This window comes from Brevibacterium sp. CBA3109, assembly GCF_040256645.1.
GTDB classification, from domain to species: domain Bacteria; phylum Actinomycetota; class Actinomycetes; order Actinomycetales; family Brevibacteriaceae; genus Brevibacterium; species Brevibacterium koreense.
The window spans coordinates 1,255,423-1,275,572 of the sequence record NZ_CP158281.1 but is presented as its reverse complement, the minus strand read 5'-3'; the positions used below and the strand labels follow the sequence as shown (position 1 = coordinate 1,275,572).

The following is a 20,150-nucleotide window of genomic DNA, read 5'->3' as shown; positions in this document are numbered from 1 at the left end:
GACCACAGGCTCGTCGATTGCTGAAATGAGCGTCATTTTTTGGCATACCATTATCTCGCTATGCGAGAGAAAGGGCGCCACCGGCTGACAATCAGCCGATGGCGCCCGAGTGCACTCAATTCCTGCGTCAGAGCGTCACAGCTCCTCTTCGACGTCCTTCGCCGTCGGATCCCACTTGACGATGCCCACTGCGATCGCGCCGGCCAAGGGTGCACAGGCGACGATCCAGAAGACGCCGGTGCCCATGGAGCCGGCCAGAATCGGGAACATGATGAGGGAGACGATCGAAAACGCACGCAGCACGGACTGGTTGAAGCCGATGCCGATTCCGCGCAGCCTCGTCGGGTAGGACAGGGTCGCGTAGTTCATCAGGTTGGCTCCTGGCCCACCGGCCTGGGCGAAGACGAAGGCCGCGAGCATCGCCACGGAAACGAGCACGAGAGCACCGGTCGGGATGCCGACGATGGCCAGCAGAGCCAGTGCCACTGCCTGGATCACGAAGCCCACGAGGGTGATGCGGCGGGTGCCGAAACGATTGACGATCGTCATGCCCAGCAGTCCGCCGATGGCTCCGAATCCGAGGTTGATGACGAGCGAGGCGATGATCGTGACCAGTGGCGTCTGGTGGAACAGGGTCGTGATGATCAGCGGGGTGCCGTAGGCGACGGCGTTGTACCCGAAGGTGGAGAACACCGACACGCACAGTGCGACGATCGTGCGCACACGATACTGCGGGGCGAAGAGTTCCGCGAACCCGCTCCACTTGCCGCCGCTCTTCGACACCGCGGGTGTGCCTGTCCCTGCGGTGCCCACATCCGCGGCGAGTTCCACGTCGAGGTTGTGGTGTGAGCGCATGACGTCAACTGCCGCGCGCAGGTCGCCCTGGTTCGCGAGCCATTCGGGTGATTCGGCGAGGTAGCGGCGGCGGACGATGAGCACCACGAGTGCTGGGACCGCACCGAAGCCCACCACGAGGCGCCACAGGATGGCGTGCTGGTCATAGGGCAGGCTGATGAAGATGATGAGGACGACGAGGTAGCCGATTCCTGTGGCGATGTACCAGGCAGGAGACCAGGCATTGACGCGCTGCGAACGGTTGCCCTTGCCCTTGAGCTTGGAGAATTCGGCGAGGAAGGCCATCGCCACGGGCAGATCGAGCCCGACGCCGATGCCCATGACGAAGCGGAAGAAGATGAGAACCCATTCGTCGGGGGCCACGGCACAGCCGATGGCGGCGACGACGAAGAAGACCATATCGGCCATGAACAGTTTGTAGCGCCCGAAGCGGTCGACGAGGTATCCGCCGAACAGTGCACCGATGACGGCTCCGACCATGATCGAGGCGTTGACGAGCCCGGTCATGAAGCCCGAGAGCCCGAACTGCTCCTTGATCGCGGTGATGCCGAAGGCCAAGGATGAGAAGTCGTAGGCATCCATGAAGATCCCACCCAGGGCGAGGATGATGACCGCCTTGGTCTTCGTGCCCTGGGACCCGAATTCGGCGAGGACGGAGTGGATGTCCGAGGCGCTGCGGATGATCCGTGGGGACGCCCCTCCCTCGCTTGTTCGCGTTCCATCGTCTCGGCAGGTGGTATCTGGTGCGTGTGCCGAAGTACCGGCAGGTTCTGGACTATTCACAATGACTCAGTATTGTCTGGGCAAGCCCCAGCCCGGCGCCCCGGCCGTCACAATATGTCATGGACGCCGATCGTCCCCGTTGGGACTGGCCCGATATGCCGCCTGGCCGCCGTCGATGTGCCTCCGTGATACCGACGTCGATGTGGACTTGCGTGCGACTATTGGGGATATTTCGAACGCCGGCCCACAATGACGCAGCATACGTCCGAAAGTCGTTGGCCTTTGCACGACCTTCGTCCGAGCTGACGGGGCCGAACCTGCCTTCAACTCGCGTGCACAGCTCCATGGCGGGGGCCACCACTCATGTGCAAATGGCCTGTGGATGCCAGATCTTCCTCCACAGGCACGCTCCTCATTGTTCCGTTGCAGGTGGGAAAGTGTCACTGTCACTGGTTATGAAGACCGACCACGACATGGCAGGACAGTCCAGCCCAGCGCCACTAGATCACCACCGCCTGACCGGGAACCGCCCAGTCCAGTTCCTCACCGCTCCTGTGCCATTCACCCGCCACGAAGCGTCCGCCCGTGGCATCAGCCCGTATCGGCTGCGAACCGACTCCAGGTATGTTCAGCTCATTCGCGGTATCTGGATCGACACTCAGCCCGAGACCTCTGTCATCGCCCCGCTGTGGGCTGATCACCAGTGGCTGCGGAAGCAGATGCATGTGAAAGCCATGCTCAAGCTCGACGACGAAGTCGCCGGGTGCAATCTCACCGCTGCACGACTCTATGGGCTCCCCCTCCCAGCTCACCTGAATGAGCGGAGCGTGCATGTCGTTACCCCAGCACTCAACGCGTCGATGACTCGACCCGGGGTAGCACTCCACCGGTACAAAGAGTTGAGGACCTCGAGCTTCTTCGACTTGCCACTCATATCTGTGCCGCAGCTTTTCGTCGAGCTTGCCCCGATTCTGAACGTCGCTGAACTCACAACGCTCGGCGAGGCAGCAATCGGCCCGTGGCATGGTGAGGCTCTTACCTCGCTGTCGTCGCTGAGGAGAGAGGTCACCGACCGTGACCGCATTCACGACAGGAAGACTACGGAAAGCGCTCTTGAAATGATGCGTGAAGGCGTCGACTCTCCGCGTGAAACCTGGCTACGACTCTGGCTGATCAATCATGGCTTCCCTGAACCTGTCATCCATCCTGCCATCCGCTGTTCAGTCGTACCCGGCGTGCTCCACCCCGACCTCGGATACCCCGAGAAGAAGGTGGCAATCGAGTATGAAGGTGACCACCACCGAAGCTCCGACGCACAGTTCGCCGCGGACAATCGTCGGTTAGAGGCGCTGAACGCCGCAGGCTGGACCGTGCTCAGAGTGTCGAAGAAAACCAACATGATGCAATTCGCAAGAATTCTCAAGCACCACCTCACATAGCGGCGAGGGCACAAACCTTTTCTGAGTGGCTCTCCCCTAGGTGTCCCTCCCTGCGAAGTTCTGGCTGGTCGAGTGCTCATCATTGTGGCCTAGCGTTCGACAACCTGGGTAATTTCGAACGCTAGGCCACAATGACGCGGGAATGCTCCGACCGTCCCTGGCCGGACGGGCCTGCCCGCTCCAGTTCGATGCCGCTATTCCAGTTCGATGCCGCTATTCCAGTTCGATGCCGCGCTTCTCCGGCAACAGGAACATGGCGAGGAACTGGATGATGTAGATGATCGGCAGCAGCGCGAGTGCGAACGCGAACCCGAAGGAGTCGGCGAGCAGGGCGATGACCACGGGTGCAAGTCCGCCCAGGGCACGTCCGATGTTGAAAACGACGTTCTGTGCTGTGGCTCGCACCTGCGTCGGGTACATCTCTGCCAGCAGTGCCCCGTGCCCGCCCAGCATGCCGTTGGCGAAGGCTCCCATGAAGAATCCTCCCACCAGCAGCGCGGTGGGATCGGTCATTTGGCTGTACACCAGGATCGAGACGATAGCTCCGGCCTGAAAGATCCAGAACGCCGGACGCCTGCCCAATCGATCGGCGACCTGACCGAAGATGAGGATGCCGGCGAGCATTCCGATCACCGTGACCGCAGTCCACAGCGATCCCTTCGTCACACCGAGCTCCATCTTCTCGGAGAGGTAGTTCGGCAGCCAGGCGATGATGCCGAAGTATCCGAAGTTCTGCACCGTCGAGAGGACGATGAGCGCGAACGTGATCTTCGCGGTCGCTTAGTCCCTGACCAGCGCACGGATTTTCGCGCCGAAGGTCGGAAGGTTCACTGCGGGTGCGCCGGCACCGTCGGACTCCGAGCCCTCCGACTCCCCTGGGCCCTCCGACTCCCCCACTTCATGACCCTGCCGAGACTGCACGAACTTGTCCGGTTCCTCGACACCTCGGCGGATGGCGAAGGCGAAGACGGCCGGGAACAGCCCGATGACGAAGAGTGCTCGCCACCCCCACAACGCTATGACGGGAGCTGCGACGATTGCGGCGGCGAAGACGCCGATCTGGAATCCCACACCGACCCATGATGTGGCGCGGGCACGCTGATGGGCCGGGACCGCTTCGGCGGCCAACGCCATGCCGATGCCGAACTCACCGCCGATTCCGATGCCGGCGATGAACCGATAGGCGGCCATGTCCCAGTACCCCTGGGCGACAGCACTCAGGCCGGTGAACACGGCGAAGACGAGAACGGTCCAAGTCAGAACCTTCACGCGTCCGTAGCTGTCGGCCAGGGAACCGAAGACGATACCGCCGAGGACTGCGCCGAAGAGGGTGATCGTCGACAGCGATCCCGCCTCGACATCGCTGAGCCCGAAGGTGGCGATGATTCCACCCAGTGCGAAGCTGAGAATGAGCAGGTCGAAGCCGTCGAGCCCGTATCCGACAGCAGCGGCGAAGAGTGCCTTGCGTTTGTAGGCGGGTGCCGAGGTGGTCTCGGCGGATGTCTGGGGCGTCGCTGCGCTCATGCGGGATCCTTGGTCAATCGGCGGATCGGAAAATGGCCGCAGACCATTATCCACCAGAAGTCACCGGTGGATGAACTCGCAGGGTCGCAGCGACCAGCTCACACGAGAGCGTTGGCACCCAAGCGGAATCCGGCACCCTTATGGTCATCGGCCAGGTGGGGGCCCTGTCCGGTGAGCTGTTCGCGGGCGGTCGCGCACTCGACCGGTTCGGGCAGGAGACCGCGGCGGCGCAGTTCGGGCGAGACATATTTCGTGAATCGTTCGGCGTCGGCTGGGCGCACGGCAGCGGCGATGTTGAATCCGTCGATGTCGGCCTCGGACATCCAGCGTTCCAACTCGTCGGCAATCGTCGCGGGTGAGCTGGTGATGACGGGTCCGCGTCCGCCGATGGCGACGAACTCGGCAAGGTTGCGGATGGTCCAGGTCCTATCACCGGCCAGGGTGGTGAAGGAGGCGAGCGCGAACTGATTCGCCTCGGTGGCCACGTGCTCCAGCGGGTCGTCCGGCTTGGTGCCGGAGAGGTCGACGCCGGTCCAGCCGCCGAAGAGCGAGAGCGCGGATTCGGTGTCGACATAGCGTGTGTAGTCGGCAAGCCTGAGTTCGGCTGCTTCCTCGGTGCCGTCGACGATGGCGGTGGCTAGCGCGAAGATCTTCACGCTGTCGCGGGACCGTCCTCGTTCCTCGAGGCCGTCGCGGACCTTGTCGACTCAGGTGCGCAGGATCTGCGGTGTGGGACCGGAGAAGAAGATCGCCTCGGCGTGGTCGAGGGCGAACTCCTGTCCGCGCTTTGAGGCACCGGCCTGGAACAGCAGCGGTGTCCCCTGAGGTCCAGGCACGGCGAGCGCCTGCCGGGGAAGGGTGAAGAACTTGCTTTGGTGGTTGATGTCGTGGACCGGCTCGGGATCGACGAACACGTTTTCCTCGGCGTCGGCGCGCAGCGCCTCGGGGGTGATCGAGCCTTCGAAGAGTTTGTACATGACGTCCATGCGCTCATCGGCCCGGTCGTAGCGTTCATCGTGGGGATTCTGGCCCTCGAGTCCCAGGTTGCGTGCCGTGGAGTCGACGTAGCTGGTGACGATGTTCCAGGCCACGCGCCCATTGGTGAAGTGGTCGAGGGTCGTCAGTGTCCGGGCCAGCAGGTAGGGCTGTTCGTAGGCCACCGAGGCGGTTGCGACGAATCCCAGCGTCTTCGTCGCTGCGGCCATGGCGGGGACTGCGACGAGCTGGTCGAGAAGGGGGAACTGGACTCCCCCCACGGTTTGTCTCCTCGGCGTTGCCGTTGTCGATGTCGTAGACGCCGAGGATGTCGGAGAGGAACAGGGAGGAGAATCCTCCTCGCGCGAGAGTCTTGGCCAGATCCGTCCAGAGGGACAACTGGGTGAATTCCTCGACCCTGGGTTCGGGATGGCGCCAGAGGTCTGGTCCCTGGTCGCCAGCTCACCAGCGGGGCCCTTCGCCACCAGTGCCGCGATGAGTGAGAGCAGGCACAGCAGCGTGAGGTAGCCGCAGATCTGCCACGGCGAGTGGCGGCCGACGACGAGTGGCGACCGACGACGCAGAGCAGAGCCGCGACCGTCGGCATGATGGCCGCGCCGATGACGGTGCCCAACTGGCAGCCCATGTTGACTCCTGAGTAACGGATCTCGATGGGGAACTGTTCGGCGAACCAGGCTGCCTGAGGTCCGTAGATGGCGTCGTGGGCGAGGTTCATACCGATGATGCCTCCAATTCTCACGCGCTTACGAGCGACTTTGTCAGAGCCCCCCCCCAAAGGGGCTCGGTGAACAGGCCGATGGCGGAGGCGATCATGACGGCGGTGACACCGGCGGTCGAGTCATCACGGTTATCGGCCAGGTAGCTGAGCGTGTAGACGGTGATGAGGTAGAAGACGCTGTTCTGCGCCAAGTGGAGTCCACTTGTCACGAGGAGGAGCCGCGGGAATTTGGTCAGGGCGTCGTGCAGGGGTGTTTTGGCGACGTTGCCGGAGTCCTTGAGTTCCTTGAACGCTGGAGCATCGGAGACGCCGAGGCGGATCCACAGTCCCAGTGCCACCAGCATCGCCGAGGTGAGGACCCGCTTCTTCCCGTCCAGGAGCCGCCGAGGTGGGCCCTGGGTGATCGTCTCCGCTACGGAGGACTGTGGCATGGGGGTATCCCTCATCGGCATGGTCAGGGTTCTCATCTGAGTCAGATTCCTCATCAGAGTCGACGTTTCGTTGAGCAATCCAGGGACTCCGCCGTGACCCGTGCCGCAGCCCTGTCACTGTGGGACTTTGATCGTCATATTGGAACACACGATGACCGGATGGCGTTCTAGACGGATGTGCTTGTCCTCAAAATCTGTGATGATCACACAAGACCAGTGGGGTATTGTTGAGCAGTAAACTTCATCATTCACAGCGCCGCAACACTCACATTCCACCGGAGGCAAGTTCATGACGACGATCACACGAGCCGCAGCTGTGTCACCGGATGCTCTGCGCGAGACCTTTTCGCATTTCCCACAGGGTGTCGCACTCATCGGAGCGGAGGTCGCCGGAGCTCCCCTCGGGCTGGTCGCCTCGACGGTGACTGCGGGTGTCTCACTCGACCCGCCGTTGATCAGCGTCGCGGTCCAGACCACCTCGAGCACGTGGCCACTCCTGCGGACTGCGCCCGCGCTGGGGATCTCCCTCCTCGGCACCCATCAGTCACTCCTGGCCAGGCAGTTGGCGTCGAAAGACCGCGCATCGCGTTTCGCTGGGATCGACCCCGAGATCACTGCCGATGGCGCGCTGACCATTCCGGGCAGTCCCGCCCGCCTGTGGACGCGCCTCTACAACGAGGTCGAAGCTGGCGATCACACTGTCGCACTGCTGGAGGTCCTCGACACCAGCAGCGCTGATGTCGGCGCTGATGCCGGATCAGACAGCGACGCACTCGTGTTCCACCGCAGCGAATTCAAGGGCATGACGGTCTCATAGCGCGCATTCACGACCGCCGCACATGCCATTGACTTCGACTAGAACACGTGTTCGAATGTAGTCATGAGGTGGAATCAGCAGAGCGCGCTTGACCCGACTTCCGGAGCAGACGCCGGATCAGACGCCGACACTGAGGCCGGCACTGAGGCCGCCGGCGCCGATGCCCCGCCTGCCGAACTCTTCGGCCTCAAGGGCCTGGTGCGCAGTGTTCGAACACCGGAGTTCGCCGGCGTCACCTTCCACGAAGTGTTGGCCAAGTCAGCCCTGAACAAGGTGCCAGCCGCCAGCTCGATGCCTTTCACCTGGACGATCAACCCCTACCGCGGGTGTTCTCACGCCTGCGTATACTGCTTCGCCCGCAGCACCCATCGCTACCTCGACCTCGACTCCGGTGAGGATTTCGACCGGCAGGTCATCGTCAAGGTCAACACCCCAGAGGTCCTCGCTGCCGAGGTCGCCAAACCGAAGTGGTCACGTGAGCTGGTTGCCTTAGGTACGAACACGGACCCCTACCAACGCGCTGAGGGTCGCTACTCACTCATGCCGGGTATCATCACCGCCTTGGCCGAACACGGGACTGCGATGTCGGTTCTGACAAAGGGCACCCTGCTGCGCCGCGACCTGCCGCTGCTCGCCCGCGCCAAAGAGGACGTCGACGTGGAGATCAGCATGTCCATCGCCGTGTACGATGACGCCCTCCAGCAGACGATCGAGCCAGGCACACCGACGACAACAGCACGCCTGGCCACAGTACGCGCGGCCGCGAACCTCGGCTTCGATGTCACCGTCTTCCTCATGCCGGTGATGCCCAAGCTCACCGACTCGGTGGACCATCTTGATGCCGCGCTTCGCGCCATCAAAGAAGCAGGTGCGAGCAGGGTGGTCTATGGAGCCCTACATCTGCGTCCGGGTGCCCGCGAATGGTTCTTCGCCTGGCTGGAACGTGAGCATCCGGAACTGCTGCCCCGCTACCGTCGCATGTATGCGAAGTCCTCTTATGCGTCGAAGGACTACCGTGCTTGGCTGAGTCGACGCATCAACCCGCTCATCGACACCTACGACCTGCGCGGCTCCGCCGACGATGATTACCCGATGACCAGGCGTAAGGACCGTATGCAGGCTGCAGCGGCGTCGTCGACCCTCACACACGCCGCAAGCCTGACTCCCCCACCCCAGGAAGCACTGTTCTGAGACACTTCCATTCCCTCGGGACGTCTCGGCTTCGTCTACCTCGCCGTCACCGAGCCCAGAGATGACGGTTTTCGGTGTGGATGAGACCGGGGAATAACCCGCACGAACTCCGGGTTCAAACTGCCATGAGGATTGAAATCTGGTCGGATATCGCCTGCCCCTGGTGCTTCATCGGAAAACGTCGCTTCGAGACCGCCCTGGACGGCTTCGCACATAAGGACGACGTCGAGGTCGAGTGGCGCAGCTACCAGCTCGACCCGAGCCTGCCCGACCACTATGCGGGCACAGAGACCGAATACCTCAGTCAGGCCAAGGGCATGCCTGCCGATCAGGTTCGGCAGATGTTCGACCACGTCACTCAGCAGGCTGCTGGTGAGGGGCTGGACTACGACTTCGATGCCATCGTCGTCGCCAACAGCTTCACCGCTCACCGCTTCCTCCACCTGGCCAAGACCCACGGGGTCATGAACCAGGTCAAGGAGGAGTTGCTGTCCGGGCACTTCGAAAAGGGCCGCAACATCGGTGACGTCGATTATCTCGCCGCGGTGGCACAGACGGTTGGCATCGACGACGATGAAACTCGTCGAGTCCTCTCCAGCGACGAATACACCGCCGAGGTCAAAGCCGACATCGCCGAGGCTCAGGCACTTGGCGCCACTGGAGTCCCGTTCTTCGTCATCAACCGAAAGTACGGAATCTCCGGCGCCCAGTCGCCCGAGGTCTTCGCCCAGGCCCTCGAGACCGCGTGGGATGAAAGCCAGAACCTCACCGTGCTCGCCGGGGCCGGATCGGGCGCGGACGATGCCACCTCAGACAAGGGTGACGACGAGACCTTCCGCGATGGCGCAGTGTGCGGCCCCGAGGGCTGCGACTGATCCAGACCCCACGGCGGCACCAGTCAGACCGGAGACACAGCCCAGAGAAAGCGGCATCGACGGATAGCGACCTCGGGTGACGTCACAGGTTCGACCGAATACACGGCCGCCACCGCGGGTGACGGGCTGACGCCTCATTCCGCCGTGTGATCGTTTGGCTGCTTCCGATGCGTCAGATGTTCCGAGACTCAGATGCACACGATTCCGATGGAACGAACGATGGGGATACAGTCAGGAGGACTATGGGTTCACACATCGACTTCTTCGGTCCGACCGGCCTCATCCAGGCCGAGTTGCTCCTGGCCAGCTTCGTCCTGTGCTCGCTGATCGGATTCGAACGGCAGTTTCGGCAGAAGAGCGCGGGCTATCGCACCCACGTTCTCGTGGGCATCGGTACATGTGCGTTCACGTTGGTCTCCGCCTACGGGTTCGCCGGTGTGCTCGAGAATGACATCCGCTTGGATCCGTCGAGGATCGCGGCGCAGATCGTCTCAGGCGTGGGCTTCCTGGGTGCTGGTGTGATCTTCAAGGGCCGGAACATGGTGCGCGGACTCACTACAGCCGCCACCGTATGGGTGACGGCTGCCGTCGGCATGGCCTGCGGAGCGGGAATGCTGTCCTTGGCTATGATGCTCACTGCGCTCCACCTGCTGACGTTGTTCGTCATCGCTCCCCTGATCCGGCAGATCCCCGACAGCGATCACCGCAAACTGCTGCGCATCACCTACAAGGACGGTTCTGGGGTCCTCCGCGATATCCTCGCTGTGGCCGGCACCATGGGCTACTCGAACACGATCGTCGATTCCAAACGCTTCGAATCCGAGGACGGAGTGCGCATGGTCCAGATCGATGTGAAGTTCGAGGGCAAACCACCCCTGCATATGCTCACACCGTCGCTGATGGAACTGTCCGGCGTCGACAAGGTGAGCATGCGCGAGGATCAGGTCCACTCGGTCGACGAAGACGGCGACACCGTCTGACCCGAAACCACCTGCCCCGCACTGCCCTGACCTCAGACCAGCACTCCGCTCTATCCCGAGTCGGTCAGCCTCGCAGAGACCGCTCCCATGCAAGGGTGGCCAGCGCCGCAGCCTGGTCCGGCAGGTATGCGTCATCGAAGAGGACCTCAGGCGAGTGGTTCGTCGCAGCCGTCGTAGGATCGATGTCGTCCGGGGAGATGAAGAGGAAGATGAACGCACCGGGCACCTCATTGAGCACGAAGGAGAAGTCCTCGGAGCCCATGATCGGATCGGGTGCCTGTACGTAGCGGTCAGCGCCGAAAGTCTCCCTGAGCGTCGCCGCGACGAACTCGGTTTCGTCCGCATCGTTGATCGTCACAGGATACTGCTCGTTCCACACCACCCCGGCGGTGCATCCGTGTGCAGCCGCGATCGATTCGGCCAAGCGGGTCGCGGCTTTGGGGAACTTCTTCGTGGTCTCGGTCGACAGCGTGCGCACGGAGGCACCGAGCTTCGCTGTCGGGGGGATGATGTTGACGGCGTTGCCGGCCTCGAGCTGAGTCACCTCGGCGACGATGGGGTCGAATACGCTGAACGTTCCGGTGATCATCGAATACAGGGCCTGTCCGAACTCCATGAGCGGACGAATGGGATCGGTGGAGTCCTCGGGGCGTGAGCTGTGCCCGCCCTTGCCGTGCATCGTCACATGGAGAGTGTTGGCTCCGGCCATGATGGTGCCTGGGCGGCTGACGAAGGTACCGGGAACGCCGGGAGCGACGTGGATCGCGTAGGCGGCATCGGGTGTCGTGCCGATGGACTCGAACATTCCTTCCTCGAGCATGCTCTTCGCTCCGCCCAGTCCCTCTTCGCCGGGCTGGAACATGAAGGCAACGGTACCGGCAAGTTCGGCCTGGTGCGCGGACAGCAGTTTGGCCGCACCGACGAGACCCGTCACGTGCAGATCATGGCCGCAGGCGTGCATGTTTCCGTTGATCGATGCGAAGTCGAGACCTGTGGCCTCGGTGACGGGCAGGGCATCCATGTCTCCGCGCAGCAGAACCGTGGGGCCGGGCTTGCCACCGCGGAGCACAGCGATGACCGAGCTGAGACCGGTACCCGTCGCGATCTCCAGCGGCAGACCCTCGAGGGCATCAAGGATCTTCTGCTGAGTGAAGGGCAGCTCCAACCCCAGCTCAGGATTGCGGTGAAGCTCACGGCGCAGGTCACGCAGCTCGGTGGTCAGGGACAGCGCCTCTGTCTTGAAATCAGTCGACATGGTGGTTCCTCTTCTGTGGCGGAGATGATGTGATCTGTGGTGGAGATTGTGTGTGTCGTTTTCGGCGTGTTGTGGTCTCTGTTCCCGAGAGTTCCCGTGAGGGATCAGCTCAGGTTGCCGATGAGGTGAGACAGCGAGTGCAGTGTGGCGATGTCGGCTGCCTCGAACTCAATGTTCAACGCCTGGAGAGCGTTGGGCAGACGATCGTACCCGCTGCCCCCATCATTCTGAGTCCCCCCACCGTTGTCGCTACCCTCGTCTGCCTCGGCGAATCTGTCGTCGGGATCGGGTATTGCATCGACACGTGCGCTGGGGTCGATGTGTGCGAAGTGCAGATGATGGTCGGTACCGGCCTGGAACGCCTCGCCGATGTCGAGGATCACCGAGTTCCCGCGGTTCGGGGACTGCACATCGAAAGGGCCCACCAGTTGCAGGGACAGCGGCAGCCCACGCTCGTTCAATCCCATGGGCAGTGCCAGCGATGGGTGACCTGTGGCGCAGAAGGCTGCGGTGAGATTCCACTCCTCCTCCGGGGTGCCGCCGGTGAACACATAGGGTGGTGCAGGTTCTGGCCATGTCGGCAGGGCGAGGGCGTCGACGCCGGACAGAGCCGCATCGAGGCGAGCGCCACAAGCACGGTGCCCACAAGCACGGAGATGATTCCGATCCGCAGCATTCGCCTATGGCCGAAGATGTCACCGAGTTTGGCAAGAATCGGCACACACGCCTGCCGCCAGTGTCTGTACGGTGATGAACCAGGCGATCGAGGCATCAGTGACGCCGAGGTGGTCACGGATATTGTCCAACAGCGGCACATAGTAGCCCTGCAGGAAACCGCTGGAGAATTCGACGAAGACGAGGAAGCCGACGACCGCCAGCACGCGTTTCTGTGAATTGTCTACCAGTGAAGTCGGAGTCATGGACACACTGATTCCTTTCTTTCAGGATTGCTCGTCTAAGGCACGGCAGCAGTGCCGTGTCATTTGGGGTGTATGAGTTTGGACAAAGAGGTGGCGCAATTTGTGAGGCATCTGAAGGGCTTGGGGTCTCACAGATGATTCGCTGGCCGGGTTGCGATTCGCGAACCAGGCGCAGCCCGGTGGGGCGAAGTCAGTCCGGTGGGGCGACGTCAGTCCGGGGACGCGACCAGGGACCGCACCAGTTTTCGGTGGGAATCCTTGAGCTCGGCATCGCTGTGAACTCTGGCGTCGGGTTTGAGCGAGAGACGGAACAGAGTCAGCCCGGCTATGGTGTCGATGATCAGATCCTGATCGAGACTGCTGCTCGCCTGTCCACGGGCAACGGCACGGTCCAAAATCTCCCGGCCCATCGCGTGACGCTTCTTCATGTAGCGCGCCTCGATGAGTGGAATGACCTCAGCATCGAACATCGCCAGGAGTGTGCGGTTGTGTGTAGGCGTGAGCTGCCCGTCGTGTTTGAAGTTCCGGACGTGCTGCCAAGCATGTTCGACTAGGCCCTCGACGACGTCACCCGTATCCGGTGTTTCACCGGGGTCGACCCCATCGAGAATTGCCGCCGCCACGAACTCAGCCTTGGTCGGCCAGCGACGATAGATCGTTGTCTTGTCACAGCCGACGGCAGCGGCGACCTTCTCAATCTTGAGATTGACGAAACCCTCATCGCCGAGAGCCTCGCGCACTTCGTTGAGCACTCGTCCGGTCAGCTCGTCGTCGAGCGGTCGGCCATTAGGTGTGGCTTGCGTCTTATGTGTGTCGTGGCACACTCATGGTGACTTACGCAACACTACGTTCCGTTTCGTATGTGCAGTTGGGCAGGCTCAAGGCAGAGCTATGCGGCCCCAGACCAGCCTCAGCCCACGGGGCCGAACGCCGCAGCGCCTCAGTCCACGAGCTCAGCAAGTAGCGCTTCGACAGCACTCGTGATCCGCGCGTGCGAACCGTCGCCGAATATCGCGGTCTGGACAATGGCGCCCTGCATGACAGCCAGGACCGCCGGTGCGAGCTGATTCGCCCTGGCCTGTGCGACATCTTCAGTCAGCCCCGCACCCCGGTGGAAGTACACACTCAGATAGGACGCGAAGCGCCCGATGAGATCCTCGTATACCTCGGCGGCGACCTTAGCGAAGTCGGGGGAATGCGATGCCTCCCCCCACACCTGCAGCAGCAGTGGGGCGAAAGGGGTGTCGTGGAGGATCGTGTCCAGAAGCTGGCGGAAGACCTGCTGCGGAGGTGGAACCTCTTCTGCTGCACCGAAGTCCTGCAATTCGGCCGCACGCTCTTCCATGATCCGCTTGCCGGCATCGAGCGTAAGCTCCGCCTTCGACGAGTAATAGACATAGACAGCCCCGGCGGAAAGTCCCGCCTCCTTGATGATGTCGGCCATCGAGGTACCCGAAAAACTCTTGCGAAAGAAGCATGCGAGCGCGGCATCCTGGATGCGAGCGCGCATGGCTTCCCTGTGTTCGTCCGTGACCTTCGGCACCAAACCCCCAAAAACGAATGACCATTCTTGATATATCGTACTCGACAGAGTAAAAAGAACGAGCATTCGTTTTCAATGATTGGACAGGCATGCAGGCGAGACTCCTCACCACCTCGGACGGCGCAGAGAATGGCCGCGGCAGCAAGAACACTGTCAGCAGCGAGAACGCGGCCAACGCAGCCATGTCCGACCCCGGATCCGCTGTCGCTGCCGACACAAGTGCACGGAAGCCCAGCATCAAACAGGCTCTGCTCGCCGCTGTCTTCGCCGCGGCCATCGTCACGGTCATCTTGCTCGCGTTCAGCTGGCCGACCGTCACATCTGATCCCAAGGATCTTCCTATTGCGGCCGTCGGCGATCAGGAGCAGATCGATCAGATCACGGCCAACGTTCCCGACGGGATGCTCGATCTCAAGAAGGTCGACTCCCGCGCCGAGGCAGGGCAGCTCATTCGTGACCGTGAGGCCTACGGAGCATTCGTGTTTGGCGACGACCCCGAGATTCTCACCTCGACCGCTGCCTCCCCTCCAGTTGCCCAGCAGCTCAATGGGATCGCCACTCAGATGCAGCAGAAGATCGACAAGCAGGCGATCTCGGGCATGCAGGATGGAATGAAGCAGATGCAGGACGCACTCGCTGCTGCCGCTCAGTCGCCTGCCGGGCCCCAGGCCAACCCCGGCGCACCAGGGGACAACCCCGGGGGCAACCCGGGCGACCAGGCACAGACCCCAGACGCCTCGGCAGTGGAAGTTCCTGAGGTTACGGTCACGGACGTCGTCCCGCTCAACGAAAACGACTCCACCGGTGCCGGTCTTGCGATCGCCGGTCTGCCCCTGACCATCGGTGGAATCGTCGGCGGTGTGCTCACCAGCATGATCGTCCACTCACGCCGCATGCGTGCTGTCGCGGTTGTCGCCTACGGCGCAATCGGCGGCCTTGCCTTGACCCTCGTTCTGCAGTCGTGGTTCGGCATTCTGCAGGGCAATTTCGGGCTCAACGTGCTGGCTGCCGGCCTTGCCGTAGCGGCAACGGCGGCACTCATCAACGGCTTCGTCTCACTGATAGGCCCGGGCGGCATTGCGATCGGCGCGGTGCTCACAATGTTCATCGGCAACCCGATCGCGTCGCTCCAAGTGCCGAAGGAGTTCCTCGCAGGGGCTTGGGGAGACATCGGCCAGTTCTTCGTCCCGGGCGCGTCGGGGACCCTTCTCCGAGACCTGTCCTACTTCCCGAATGCACCCATGGCGATGCAATGGTGGGTACTCGTCGGCTGGTTCGCCTTGGGCATCGTTCTCATCCTCGTCGGGCACCTCAAGGCTCACGCGAAGAAGCGGGCTGCTGCGGGCTGATCTCTAGGTTTTCCACGACGACGTGGAGCCGATGATCGAGGGACACGCGACACCTGCTACCTGTCACCTGGCCCCACCTGCACTCGAGGACTATCCTCAGGTGCAGGAGGTGCACACCGATGACAGCACTGACGAACGTGACGATCTGCCGGACGTGCGGTGTCGAGACGAGCACGCCTCCACCGGAGGTGTGTCCGATCTGCTCGGATGAGCGCCAGTGGCTGCCAGCCTCGGGGCAGGACTGGACGACGCGCGAAGAACTCGAATCCGAACACCACAGCGTCTCCATCATCGAGCGCGAACCAGGTCTCTACGCTCTGCGTGTGGAACCGAAGCTGGGCATCGGGCAGACGTGCTATCTGGCGCAGACCGAACACGGCAATCTGCTCTTCGACGTCCCGCCCTACATCGACGAGGACGTCATCGCCGCAGTCTCAGACCTCGGCGGTGTTCACGCCATCGCGGCCAGTCATCCTCACATGTTCGGTCTGCAGCTGGAGTGGAGTGCGGCTTTCGACGATGCCCCGATCTTCGTCTGCCGTGCAGACGCGAACTGGGTCCAGCGCGAGGGCCCGAACATCTGGCGCTACTACCATGTTGCCGAGCCCGTTCCCGGGGTCCGCTTGGTGCGCACGGGAGGCCATTTCCCCGGCAGTGCTGTGGCCCTGTGGACTGGCCAGGACGGCCGAGGCGTCATGCTCAGTGGAGACTCGATCGCGCCGGTGGCCAGATCGGGCTGGGTGACGTTCATGCGCAGCTTTCCCAACTATCTGCCACTCTCAGCCGGAGTTGTCCGACGCATCGCAGCCTCGGTGGCTGACCTCGACTTCGATCGGATGTACGGCAACTTCGGTCAGACGATCTCGGCCGAAGCCAAAGAGGCGGTGGCGACCTCGGCCGAACGCTACGCTGAATGGGTCACAGGCGTTCACGACGACCTCACCTGAGCAGCCGGTACGAGCAACTGCCCCGGCACGATGCCCCTGTCCTGGCACGAAGGAAATCCGGGCACGAAAAACCGGCCAGGTCCGGGTTGACGGACCTGGCCGGAAGAACCAGCGATGCTGAGAAAGTCAGCGTGAGCGGAACTGCGCGGTGATCGGGCAGTCGAAGGGGTCGGCCTGGCCCAGTCCGGCCCGGTTGAGGTAGCGGACGATGATGCCGAATGATTCGAAGAGCGTTGTCTCCGTGTATTTTATGTCCTTCTGAGCACAGTATTCGCGGACCATCGGCTGGACCTTGTGCAGGTTGACGCTGGGCATGCTGGGGAACAGGTGGTGTTCGATCTGGTAGTTCAGTCCGCCCATGAGGAAGCCCATCGGGCGACCGCCCGAGATGTTGCGTGACATCAGTGTCTGGCGGCGCAGGAAGTCGATCTTGACGTCCTTGGGAACGATCGGCTGTCCCTTGTGGTTGGGAGCGAACGAACCGCCCATATGCAGTCCGAAGACCATGACCTGGACGATCGTGAAGACGATGCCGATGAGTGGGCCGGCGGCCCAGATGGCGATGAGGGGGAATCCGATGATGCGGATGGCGATGAGGATGCCTTCGATCCAGCGGCGCTTGATCGAGGACTGTCCCTTGATGATCGCCTGCACAGAGTTCACGTGCAGCTGCAGGCCCGCCAGAGTCAGCAGGGGGAAGAAGAACCAGCCCTGGTGTGCGGCCAACCACTTCCGCAATCCGGTGAGTTCGTGAGCATCTTCTGGGTCGAAGATCAGGGCGCCCGGTGCGATGTCACCGTCGACGCCGGCTTTGTTCGGGTTGGCGTGGTGGAGAGCGTTGTGCTTCTTCAGCCACCAGCCGTAGCTGAGACCGATGAACAGGTTGCCGACGATGGTGGAAACCCACTCGCCGACCTTACCGTTGGTGAAGATCTGACGGTGCGCCGCGTCGTGGGCGACATATGCCGTCTGGGTGAAGAGGATTCCGAAGACGACTGCTGTGGCCATCTGCCACCAGCTTTCGCCGATGAGGAAGAGCATTGCGAAGGCAACGACGTAGGAGAGTCCGAGGAGGACGAAGCGCAGAGTGTTCCAACCCGGGCGTCGAGCGAGCAGACCGGCCTCTTTGACCTGCGCCATCAGCGCGCTGAAGTCGCTGGTGAACTCCTGCTTATCGGTACCGCGATTAGCTCGCCTCTGTTCGAGCACCTCAGCCCTTGATTCCTGCCCAAGGGTGGGTGTCGACAGCGGCCTATTCACGACATCTACTGGTTCCATATACTCACAGTACGAGGCGGGCCATAGATCTGGCGTCACCCCAGAGCACCGTATTTCACCCCCTACTCGGGTAGGGGGTGGCCGATCAGACCTGTGCGCCGGGCACTACGAGCCCGGACTCGTAGGCGGCGATGACTGCTTGAGCACGGTCTCGGGCGTCGAGTTTGTAGAGGATCCTCGAGACATGAGTCTTGACCGTCTGCATGGCGATGAACAGTGAGGCCGCGATCTCTGAGTTCGTCTCTCCGCGTGCCACCAGCACCAGGATCTCGCGTTCGCGGTCGGTGAGGTCGGGCAGGGCGGCAGCATTCGATTGCTGCGGTCCTGCGGCGAAGTGCTCGATGACGCGACGGGTGACGCTCGGGGCCAGCAGGCCATCACCAGAGGCCACCACCCGCACCGCCTCGGCGAGTTCACTGGGTGGGGCATCTTTGAGGAGGAAGCCACTGGCACCGGCACGGATCGCATCGAAGACATAGTCGTCGATGTCGAAGGTCGTGAGCATAATGATGCGCGGAACGTCATCGCCGATGGCGCTCGTATCCTTGGCACTCGTATCCTTGGCGCTCAACGTCGACTTCGGCGTTTGCGGGTTCGTGGTCTGCCGAGACCAAGCCGAGAGGATCTCACGGGTGGCTTCGATGCCGTCGAGTCCCGGCATGCGCACATCCATGAGTACGATGTCGGGTTTCAGCTCGGCAACGAGGCTGACGCATTCGACGCCGTCCTGTGCCTGGCCCACCACCTCGATGTCGGGGTGCGCGTCTAGCAGCGCCGCGAAGCCGGCTCGAACCATTGCATGATCATCAGCAATCACAATGCGAATCACGCGTTGCTCCTCTCGTCACCCGGCGATTGATCTGCCGTGTCATCTGCATCTGCGCCCGTGTCGTTTTTGGCTGTGGCGCCTGCGCCCGTGCCGGTGAGAACCTCGCGACCGCTGGTCTTGTGTGGGTCAGCCTTGAGTGAGTCAGCCTTGCGAGATTTGCTCGTGTCCGAATCACCCTTGCGCGAATCGGCCACTGCCAGCGGCAGCACGGCCTCTACTTCGAAACCGCCGCCGCTGCTCCAGCCGGTCCGGAGTTCCCCTCCGACCGAGGCGGCACGTTCCCGCATCCCAATGAGGCCCTGATGACGGTGAGCCTCGTTCTTCGCCGCTTCCGTCGGGCCTTTTCCAGCAGTGTTGACGACGTTGATCCACAGGGCAGTGCCGCCGCTGTCGACCTTGATGTGGATCTGTGATTCGGCGGCGTGACGGATGGCGTTGCTCAGCGCCTCCTGGACGATGCGATATCCGGCCAGCCCTGTGCTGTCGCGCAGGCTGTGATCGAGCGGTTCCCCGCTGCGTTCCATGGTGACGTTGACTCCGGCCTGCTGTGCCTTCTTCACCAGGCCCTCGACTTCGGAGAACTTCGGCTGGGGCGCGAGCTCCTGGCCCGAATCGTCATTGCGCAGCACGCCCAGCAGCCCTCGCATCTCGGTGAGGGCATGACGTGCGGAGACAGAGATGTCTTCGAACTCCTTCTCCACGTCCGAATCGATGTTGGGATGGCGGAACGGTGCGCTCGAGGCCTGGATATTGATGATCGACATGCTGTGGGCGACGATGTCGTGCAGTTCACGGGCAATCCGCGTCTTCTCCTCGACGACGACGCGCTTCGAATGTTCCTCTGCAGTGTTCTCCTGTTCTTGCAGCAGCTGCGATCGGATCAGATGCCACTGCTGGACGATGACTGCAGCCACATAGAAGCCACCGGCGATACAGGAGAAGACGACGATGTTGACGATCGCGGAATCCGACCTGCTTTCGGGGTACTGAATGTGCCCGAAGACGGCCGCGGCCGCAGAGATCGCGATGCTCGCCAACAACGCGGCTAAAGCCACACCCCAGTGGGCACGAAGTCCGACGATGAGGATGATGAGGGTTTGAGTGATCATCATCGGCACCATCCACGGCCAAGGTGCACCTGAAAGATACGGGCCGAGCAGCGGCAGGACACCGCAGGCGATAACGGAGACGATCGCACCGAAGAGTGGACGCAACATCGACAGCGGCATCGACCCCGCGTGGATCACGGTTACGATGAACGCCAGGGCAACGGGAACTTCATGGACTCCCACCGCGATCGAGGATTCGACGGCGAGCATTACGATGGCAGTGAAGATCACCGCCACCCAGGCCAGGGCCTCAGGATTGAATCTGCGGTCTGGTGGCAGAAATCTGTCGAACAGCTTGCTGAACAGCACGAATTCCGGTTCTCCTTCTGCGGCCTTGAGCCGACCTGAAAGATCGAATCACTTGGCACACT

21 protein-coding genes are annotated in these 20,150 nt (G+C 62.3%); 7 read left to right on the top strand and 14 right to left on the bottom strand.

Annotation, left to right across the window (positions count from 1 at the left end; translation table 11 throughout):
* Nucleotides 1-135: 135 nt before the first annotated feature.
* Entirely contained in the window at nucleotides 136-1,638 is a 1,503-nt protein-coding gene (locus AAFP32_RS05905; RefSeq protein WP_350271027.1) for an MFS transporter, read from the bottom strand.
* A gap of 665 nt (nucleotides 1,639-2,303) precedes the next feature.
* On the opposite strand from AAFP32_RS05905, the gene AAFP32_RS05900 reads away from it, so the two are divergent.
* Nucleotides 2,304-3,017, top strand: coding sequence for an endonuclease domain-containing protein (locus AAFP32_RS05900; protein WP_145998047.1), 714 nt, complete (start codon nucleotides 2,304-2,306; stop codon nucleotides 3,015-3,017).
* Nucleotides 3,018-3,230: 213 nt separating this feature from the next.
* Here the strand turns inward: AAFP32_RS05900 and AAFP32_RS05895 are convergent, their stop codons facing one another.
* From AAFP32_RS05895 to AAFP32_RS05875, 5 genes are all read right to left on the bottom strand, one after another.
* Nucleotides 3,231-3,755, bottom strand: coding sequence for an MFS transporter (locus AAFP32_RS05895; RefSeq protein WP_350271026.1), 525 nt, complete (start codon nucleotides 3,753-3,755; stop codon nucleotides 3,231-3,233).
* A gap of 42 nt (nucleotides 3,756-3,797) precedes the next feature.
* Nucleotides 3,798-4,541: an MFS transporter gene (locus AAFP32_RS05890; protein ID WP_350271025.1), complete on the bottom strand. Its 744-nt coding sequence runs from the start codon at nucleotides 4,539-4,541 to the stop codon at nucleotides 3,798-3,800.
* 98 nt (nucleotides 4,542-4,639) lie between these two features.
* Nucleotides 4,640-5,197: a hypothetical protein gene (locus tag AAFP32_RS05885; protein WP_350271024.1), complete on the bottom strand. Its 558-nt coding sequence runs from the start codon at nucleotides 5,195-5,197 to the stop codon at nucleotides 4,640-4,642.
* A 51-nt stretch (nucleotides 5,198-5,248) separates the two neighbouring features.
* Nucleotides 5,249-5,797 carry an LLM class flavin-dependent oxidoreductase gene (locus tag AAFP32_RS05880; RefSeq protein ID WP_350271023.1) on the bottom strand — a complete coding sequence of 183 codons (549 nt, stop codon included), beginning with the start codon at nucleotides 5,795-5,797 and terminating at the stop codon, nucleotides 5,249-5,251.
* A 475-nt stretch (nucleotides 5,798-6,272) separates the two neighbouring features.
* A complete protein-coding gene (locus AAFP32_RS05875; RefSeq protein WP_350271022.1) occupies nucleotides 6,273-6,686 on the bottom strand; it encodes a hypothetical protein in 414 nt (137 codons plus the stop codon).
* Between the two features lie 289 nt (nucleotides 6,687-6,975).
* Here AAFP32_RS05875 and AAFP32_RS05870 point away from each other — a divergent pair, with 289 nt between their 5' ends.
* The 4 genes from AAFP32_RS05870 (at nucleotide 6,976) to AAFP32_RS05855 (ending at nucleotide 10,549) form a co-directional block, all read left to right on the top strand.
* Nucleotides 6,976-7,503: a flavin reductase family protein gene (locus AAFP32_RS05870; RefSeq protein WP_101619886.1), complete on the top strand. Its 528-nt coding sequence runs from the start codon at nucleotides 6,976-6,978 to the stop codon at nucleotides 7,501-7,503.
* Nucleotides 7,504-7,566: 63 nt separating this feature from the next.
* The gene (locus tag AAFP32_RS05865) at nucleotides 7,567-8,694 is read left to right on the top strand and encodes an Rv2578c family radical SAM protein (protein ID WP_350271021.1); all 1,128 of its coding nucleotides are present in this window, start codon (nucleotides 7,567-7,569) and stop codon (nucleotides 8,692-8,694) included.
* Between the two features lie 125 nt (nucleotides 8,695-8,819).
* Nucleotides 8,820-9,569 carry a DsbA family oxidoreductase gene (locus AAFP32_RS05860; RefSeq protein ID WP_350271020.1) on the top strand — a complete coding sequence of 250 codons (750 nt, stop codon included), beginning with the start codon at nucleotides 8,820-8,822 and terminating at the stop codon, nucleotides 9,567-9,569.
* A 242-nt stretch (nucleotides 9,570-9,811) separates the two neighbouring features.
* Nucleotides 9,812-10,549: an MgtC/SapB family protein gene (locus AAFP32_RS05855; RefSeq protein ID WP_350271019.1), complete on the top strand. Its 738-nt coding sequence runs from the start codon at nucleotides 9,812-9,814 to the stop codon at nucleotides 10,547-10,549.
* A 64-nt stretch (nucleotides 10,550-10,613) separates the two neighbouring features.
* Here the strand turns inward: AAFP32_RS05855 and AAFP32_RS05850 are convergent, their stop codons facing one another.
* The 5 genes from AAFP32_RS05850 to AAFP32_RS05830 form a co-directional block, all read right to left on the bottom strand.
* Nucleotides 10,614-11,804, bottom strand: coding sequence for a M20 family metallopeptidase (locus AAFP32_RS05850; protein WP_350271018.1), 1,191 nt, complete (start codon nucleotides 11,802-11,804; stop codon nucleotides 10,614-10,616).
* A 104-nt stretch (nucleotides 11,805-11,908) separates the two neighbouring features.
* The gene (locus AAFP32_RS05845; protein WP_350271017.1) at nucleotides 11,909-12,355 is read right to left on the bottom strand and encodes a hypothetical protein; all 447 of its coding nucleotides are present in this window, start codon (nucleotides 12,353-12,355) and stop codon (nucleotides 11,909-11,911) included.
* A gap of 144 nt (nucleotides 12,356-12,499) precedes the next feature.
* A complete protein-coding gene (locus AAFP32_RS05840) occupies nucleotides 12,500-12,724 on the bottom strand; it encodes a hypothetical protein (RefSeq protein WP_350271016.1) in 225 nt (74 codons plus the stop codon).
* Between the two features lie 209 nt (nucleotides 12,725-12,933).
* Nucleotides 12,934-13,548: a TetR-like C-terminal domain-containing protein gene (locus AAFP32_RS05835; RefSeq protein WP_350271015.1), complete on the bottom strand. Its 615-nt coding sequence runs from the start codon at nucleotides 13,546-13,548 to the stop codon at nucleotides 12,934-12,936.
* A 116-nt stretch (nucleotides 13,549-13,664) separates the two neighbouring features.
* Nucleotides 13,665-14,234, bottom strand: a complete 570-nt coding sequence (locus AAFP32_RS05830; RefSeq protein WP_350271014.1) for a TetR/AcrR family transcriptional regulator — start codon at nucleotides 14,232-14,234, stop codon at nucleotides 13,665-13,667.
* Between the two features lie 122 nt (nucleotides 14,235-14,356).
* Between AAFP32_RS05830 and AAFP32_RS05825 the strand changes: the two genes are divergently transcribed.
* Both AAFP32_RS05825 and AAFP32_RS05820 read left to right on the top strand, forming a co-directional pair.
* Nucleotides 14,357-15,616, top strand: a complete 1,260-nt coding sequence (locus tag AAFP32_RS05825) for an ABC transporter permease (RefSeq protein ID WP_350271013.1) — start codon at nucleotides 14,357-14,359, stop codon at nucleotides 15,614-15,616.
* Between the two features lie 119 nt (nucleotides 15,617-15,735).
* Nucleotides 15,736-16,563, top strand: a complete 828-nt coding sequence (locus tag AAFP32_RS05820; protein WP_350271012.1) for a hydrolase — start codon at nucleotides 15,736-15,738, stop codon at nucleotides 16,561-16,563.
* Nucleotides 16,564-16,689: 126 nt separating this feature from the next.
* Here the strand turns inward: AAFP32_RS05820 and AAFP32_RS05815 are convergent, their stop codons facing one another.
* The 3 genes from AAFP32_RS05815 to AAFP32_RS05805 form a co-directional block, all read right to left on the bottom strand.
* Nucleotides 16,690-17,841: an acyl-CoA desaturase gene (locus AAFP32_RS05815; RefSeq protein WP_350271011.1), complete on the bottom strand. Its 1,152-nt coding sequence runs from the start codon at nucleotides 17,839-17,841 to the stop codon at nucleotides 16,690-16,692.
* Nucleotides 17,842-17,926: 85 nt separating this feature from the next.
* Nucleotides 17,927-18,670 carry a response regulator transcription factor gene (locus AAFP32_RS05810; protein ID WP_350271010.1) on the bottom strand — a complete coding sequence of 248 codons (744 nt, stop codon included), beginning with the start codon at nucleotides 18,668-18,670 and terminating at the stop codon, nucleotides 17,927-17,929.
* The gene (locus AAFP32_RS05805) at nucleotides 18,667-20,088 is read right to left on the bottom strand and encodes a sensor histidine kinase (RefSeq protein ID WP_350271009.1); all 1,422 of its coding nucleotides are present in this window, start codon (nucleotides 20,086-20,088) and stop codon (nucleotides 18,667-18,669) included. Before AAFP32_RS05805 ends, AAFP32_RS05810 begins: the two co-directional genes overlap by 4 nt.
* Nucleotides 20,089-20,150: the final 62 nt, after the last annotated feature.

Excerpts from the sequence above, each read along its gene's own strand:
- AAFP32_RS05890 (WP_350271025.1), bottom strand. The coding sequence starts at position 4,541 with ATGAGCGCAGCGACGCCCCAGACATCCGCCGAGACCACCTCGGCACCC.
- AAFP32_RS05875 (WP_350271022.1), bottom strand. The coding sequence starts at position 6,686 with ATGCCACAGTCCTCCGTAGCGGAGACGATCACCCAGGGCCCACCTCGG.
- AAFP32_RS05870 (WP_101619886.1), top strand. The coding sequence starts at position 6,976 with ATGACGACGATCACACGAGCCGCAGCTGTGTCACCGGATGCTCTGCGC.
- AAFP32_RS05865 (WP_350271021.1), top strand. The coding sequence starts at position 7,567 with ATGAGGTGGAATCAGCAGAGCGCGCTTGACCCGACTTCCGGAGCAGAC.
- AAFP32_RS05860 (WP_350271020.1), top strand. The coding sequence starts at position 8,820 with ATGAGGATTGAAATCTGGTCGGATATCGCCTGCCCCTGGTGCTTCATC.
- AAFP32_RS05855 (WP_350271019.1), top strand. The coding sequence starts at position 9,812 with ATGGGTTCACACATCGACTTCTTCGGTCCGACCGGCCTCATCCAGGCC.
- AAFP32_RS05850 (WP_350271018.1), bottom strand. The coding sequence starts at position 11,804 with ATGTCGACTGATTTCAAGACAGAGGCGCTGTCCCTGACCACCGAGCTG.
- AAFP32_RS05840 (WP_350271016.1), bottom strand. The coding sequence starts at position 12,724 with ATGACTCCGACTTCACTGGTAGACAATTCACAGAAACGCGTGCTGGCG.
- AAFP32_RS05830 (WP_350271014.1), bottom strand. The coding sequence starts at position 14,234 with ATGCGCGCTCGCATCCAGGATGCCGCGCTCGCATGCTTCTTTCGCAAG.
- AAFP32_RS05825 (WP_350271013.1), top strand. The coding sequence starts at position 14,357 with ATGCAGGCGAGACTCCTCACCACCTCGGACGGCGCAGAGAATGGCCGC.
- AAFP32_RS05820 (WP_350271012.1), top strand. The coding sequence starts at position 15,736 with ATGACAGCACTGACGAACGTGACGATCTGCCGGACGTGCGGTGTCGAG.
- AAFP32_RS05815 (WP_350271011.1), bottom strand. The coding sequence starts at position 17,841 with ATGGAACCAGTAGATGTCGTGAATAGGCCGCTGTCGACACCCACCCTT.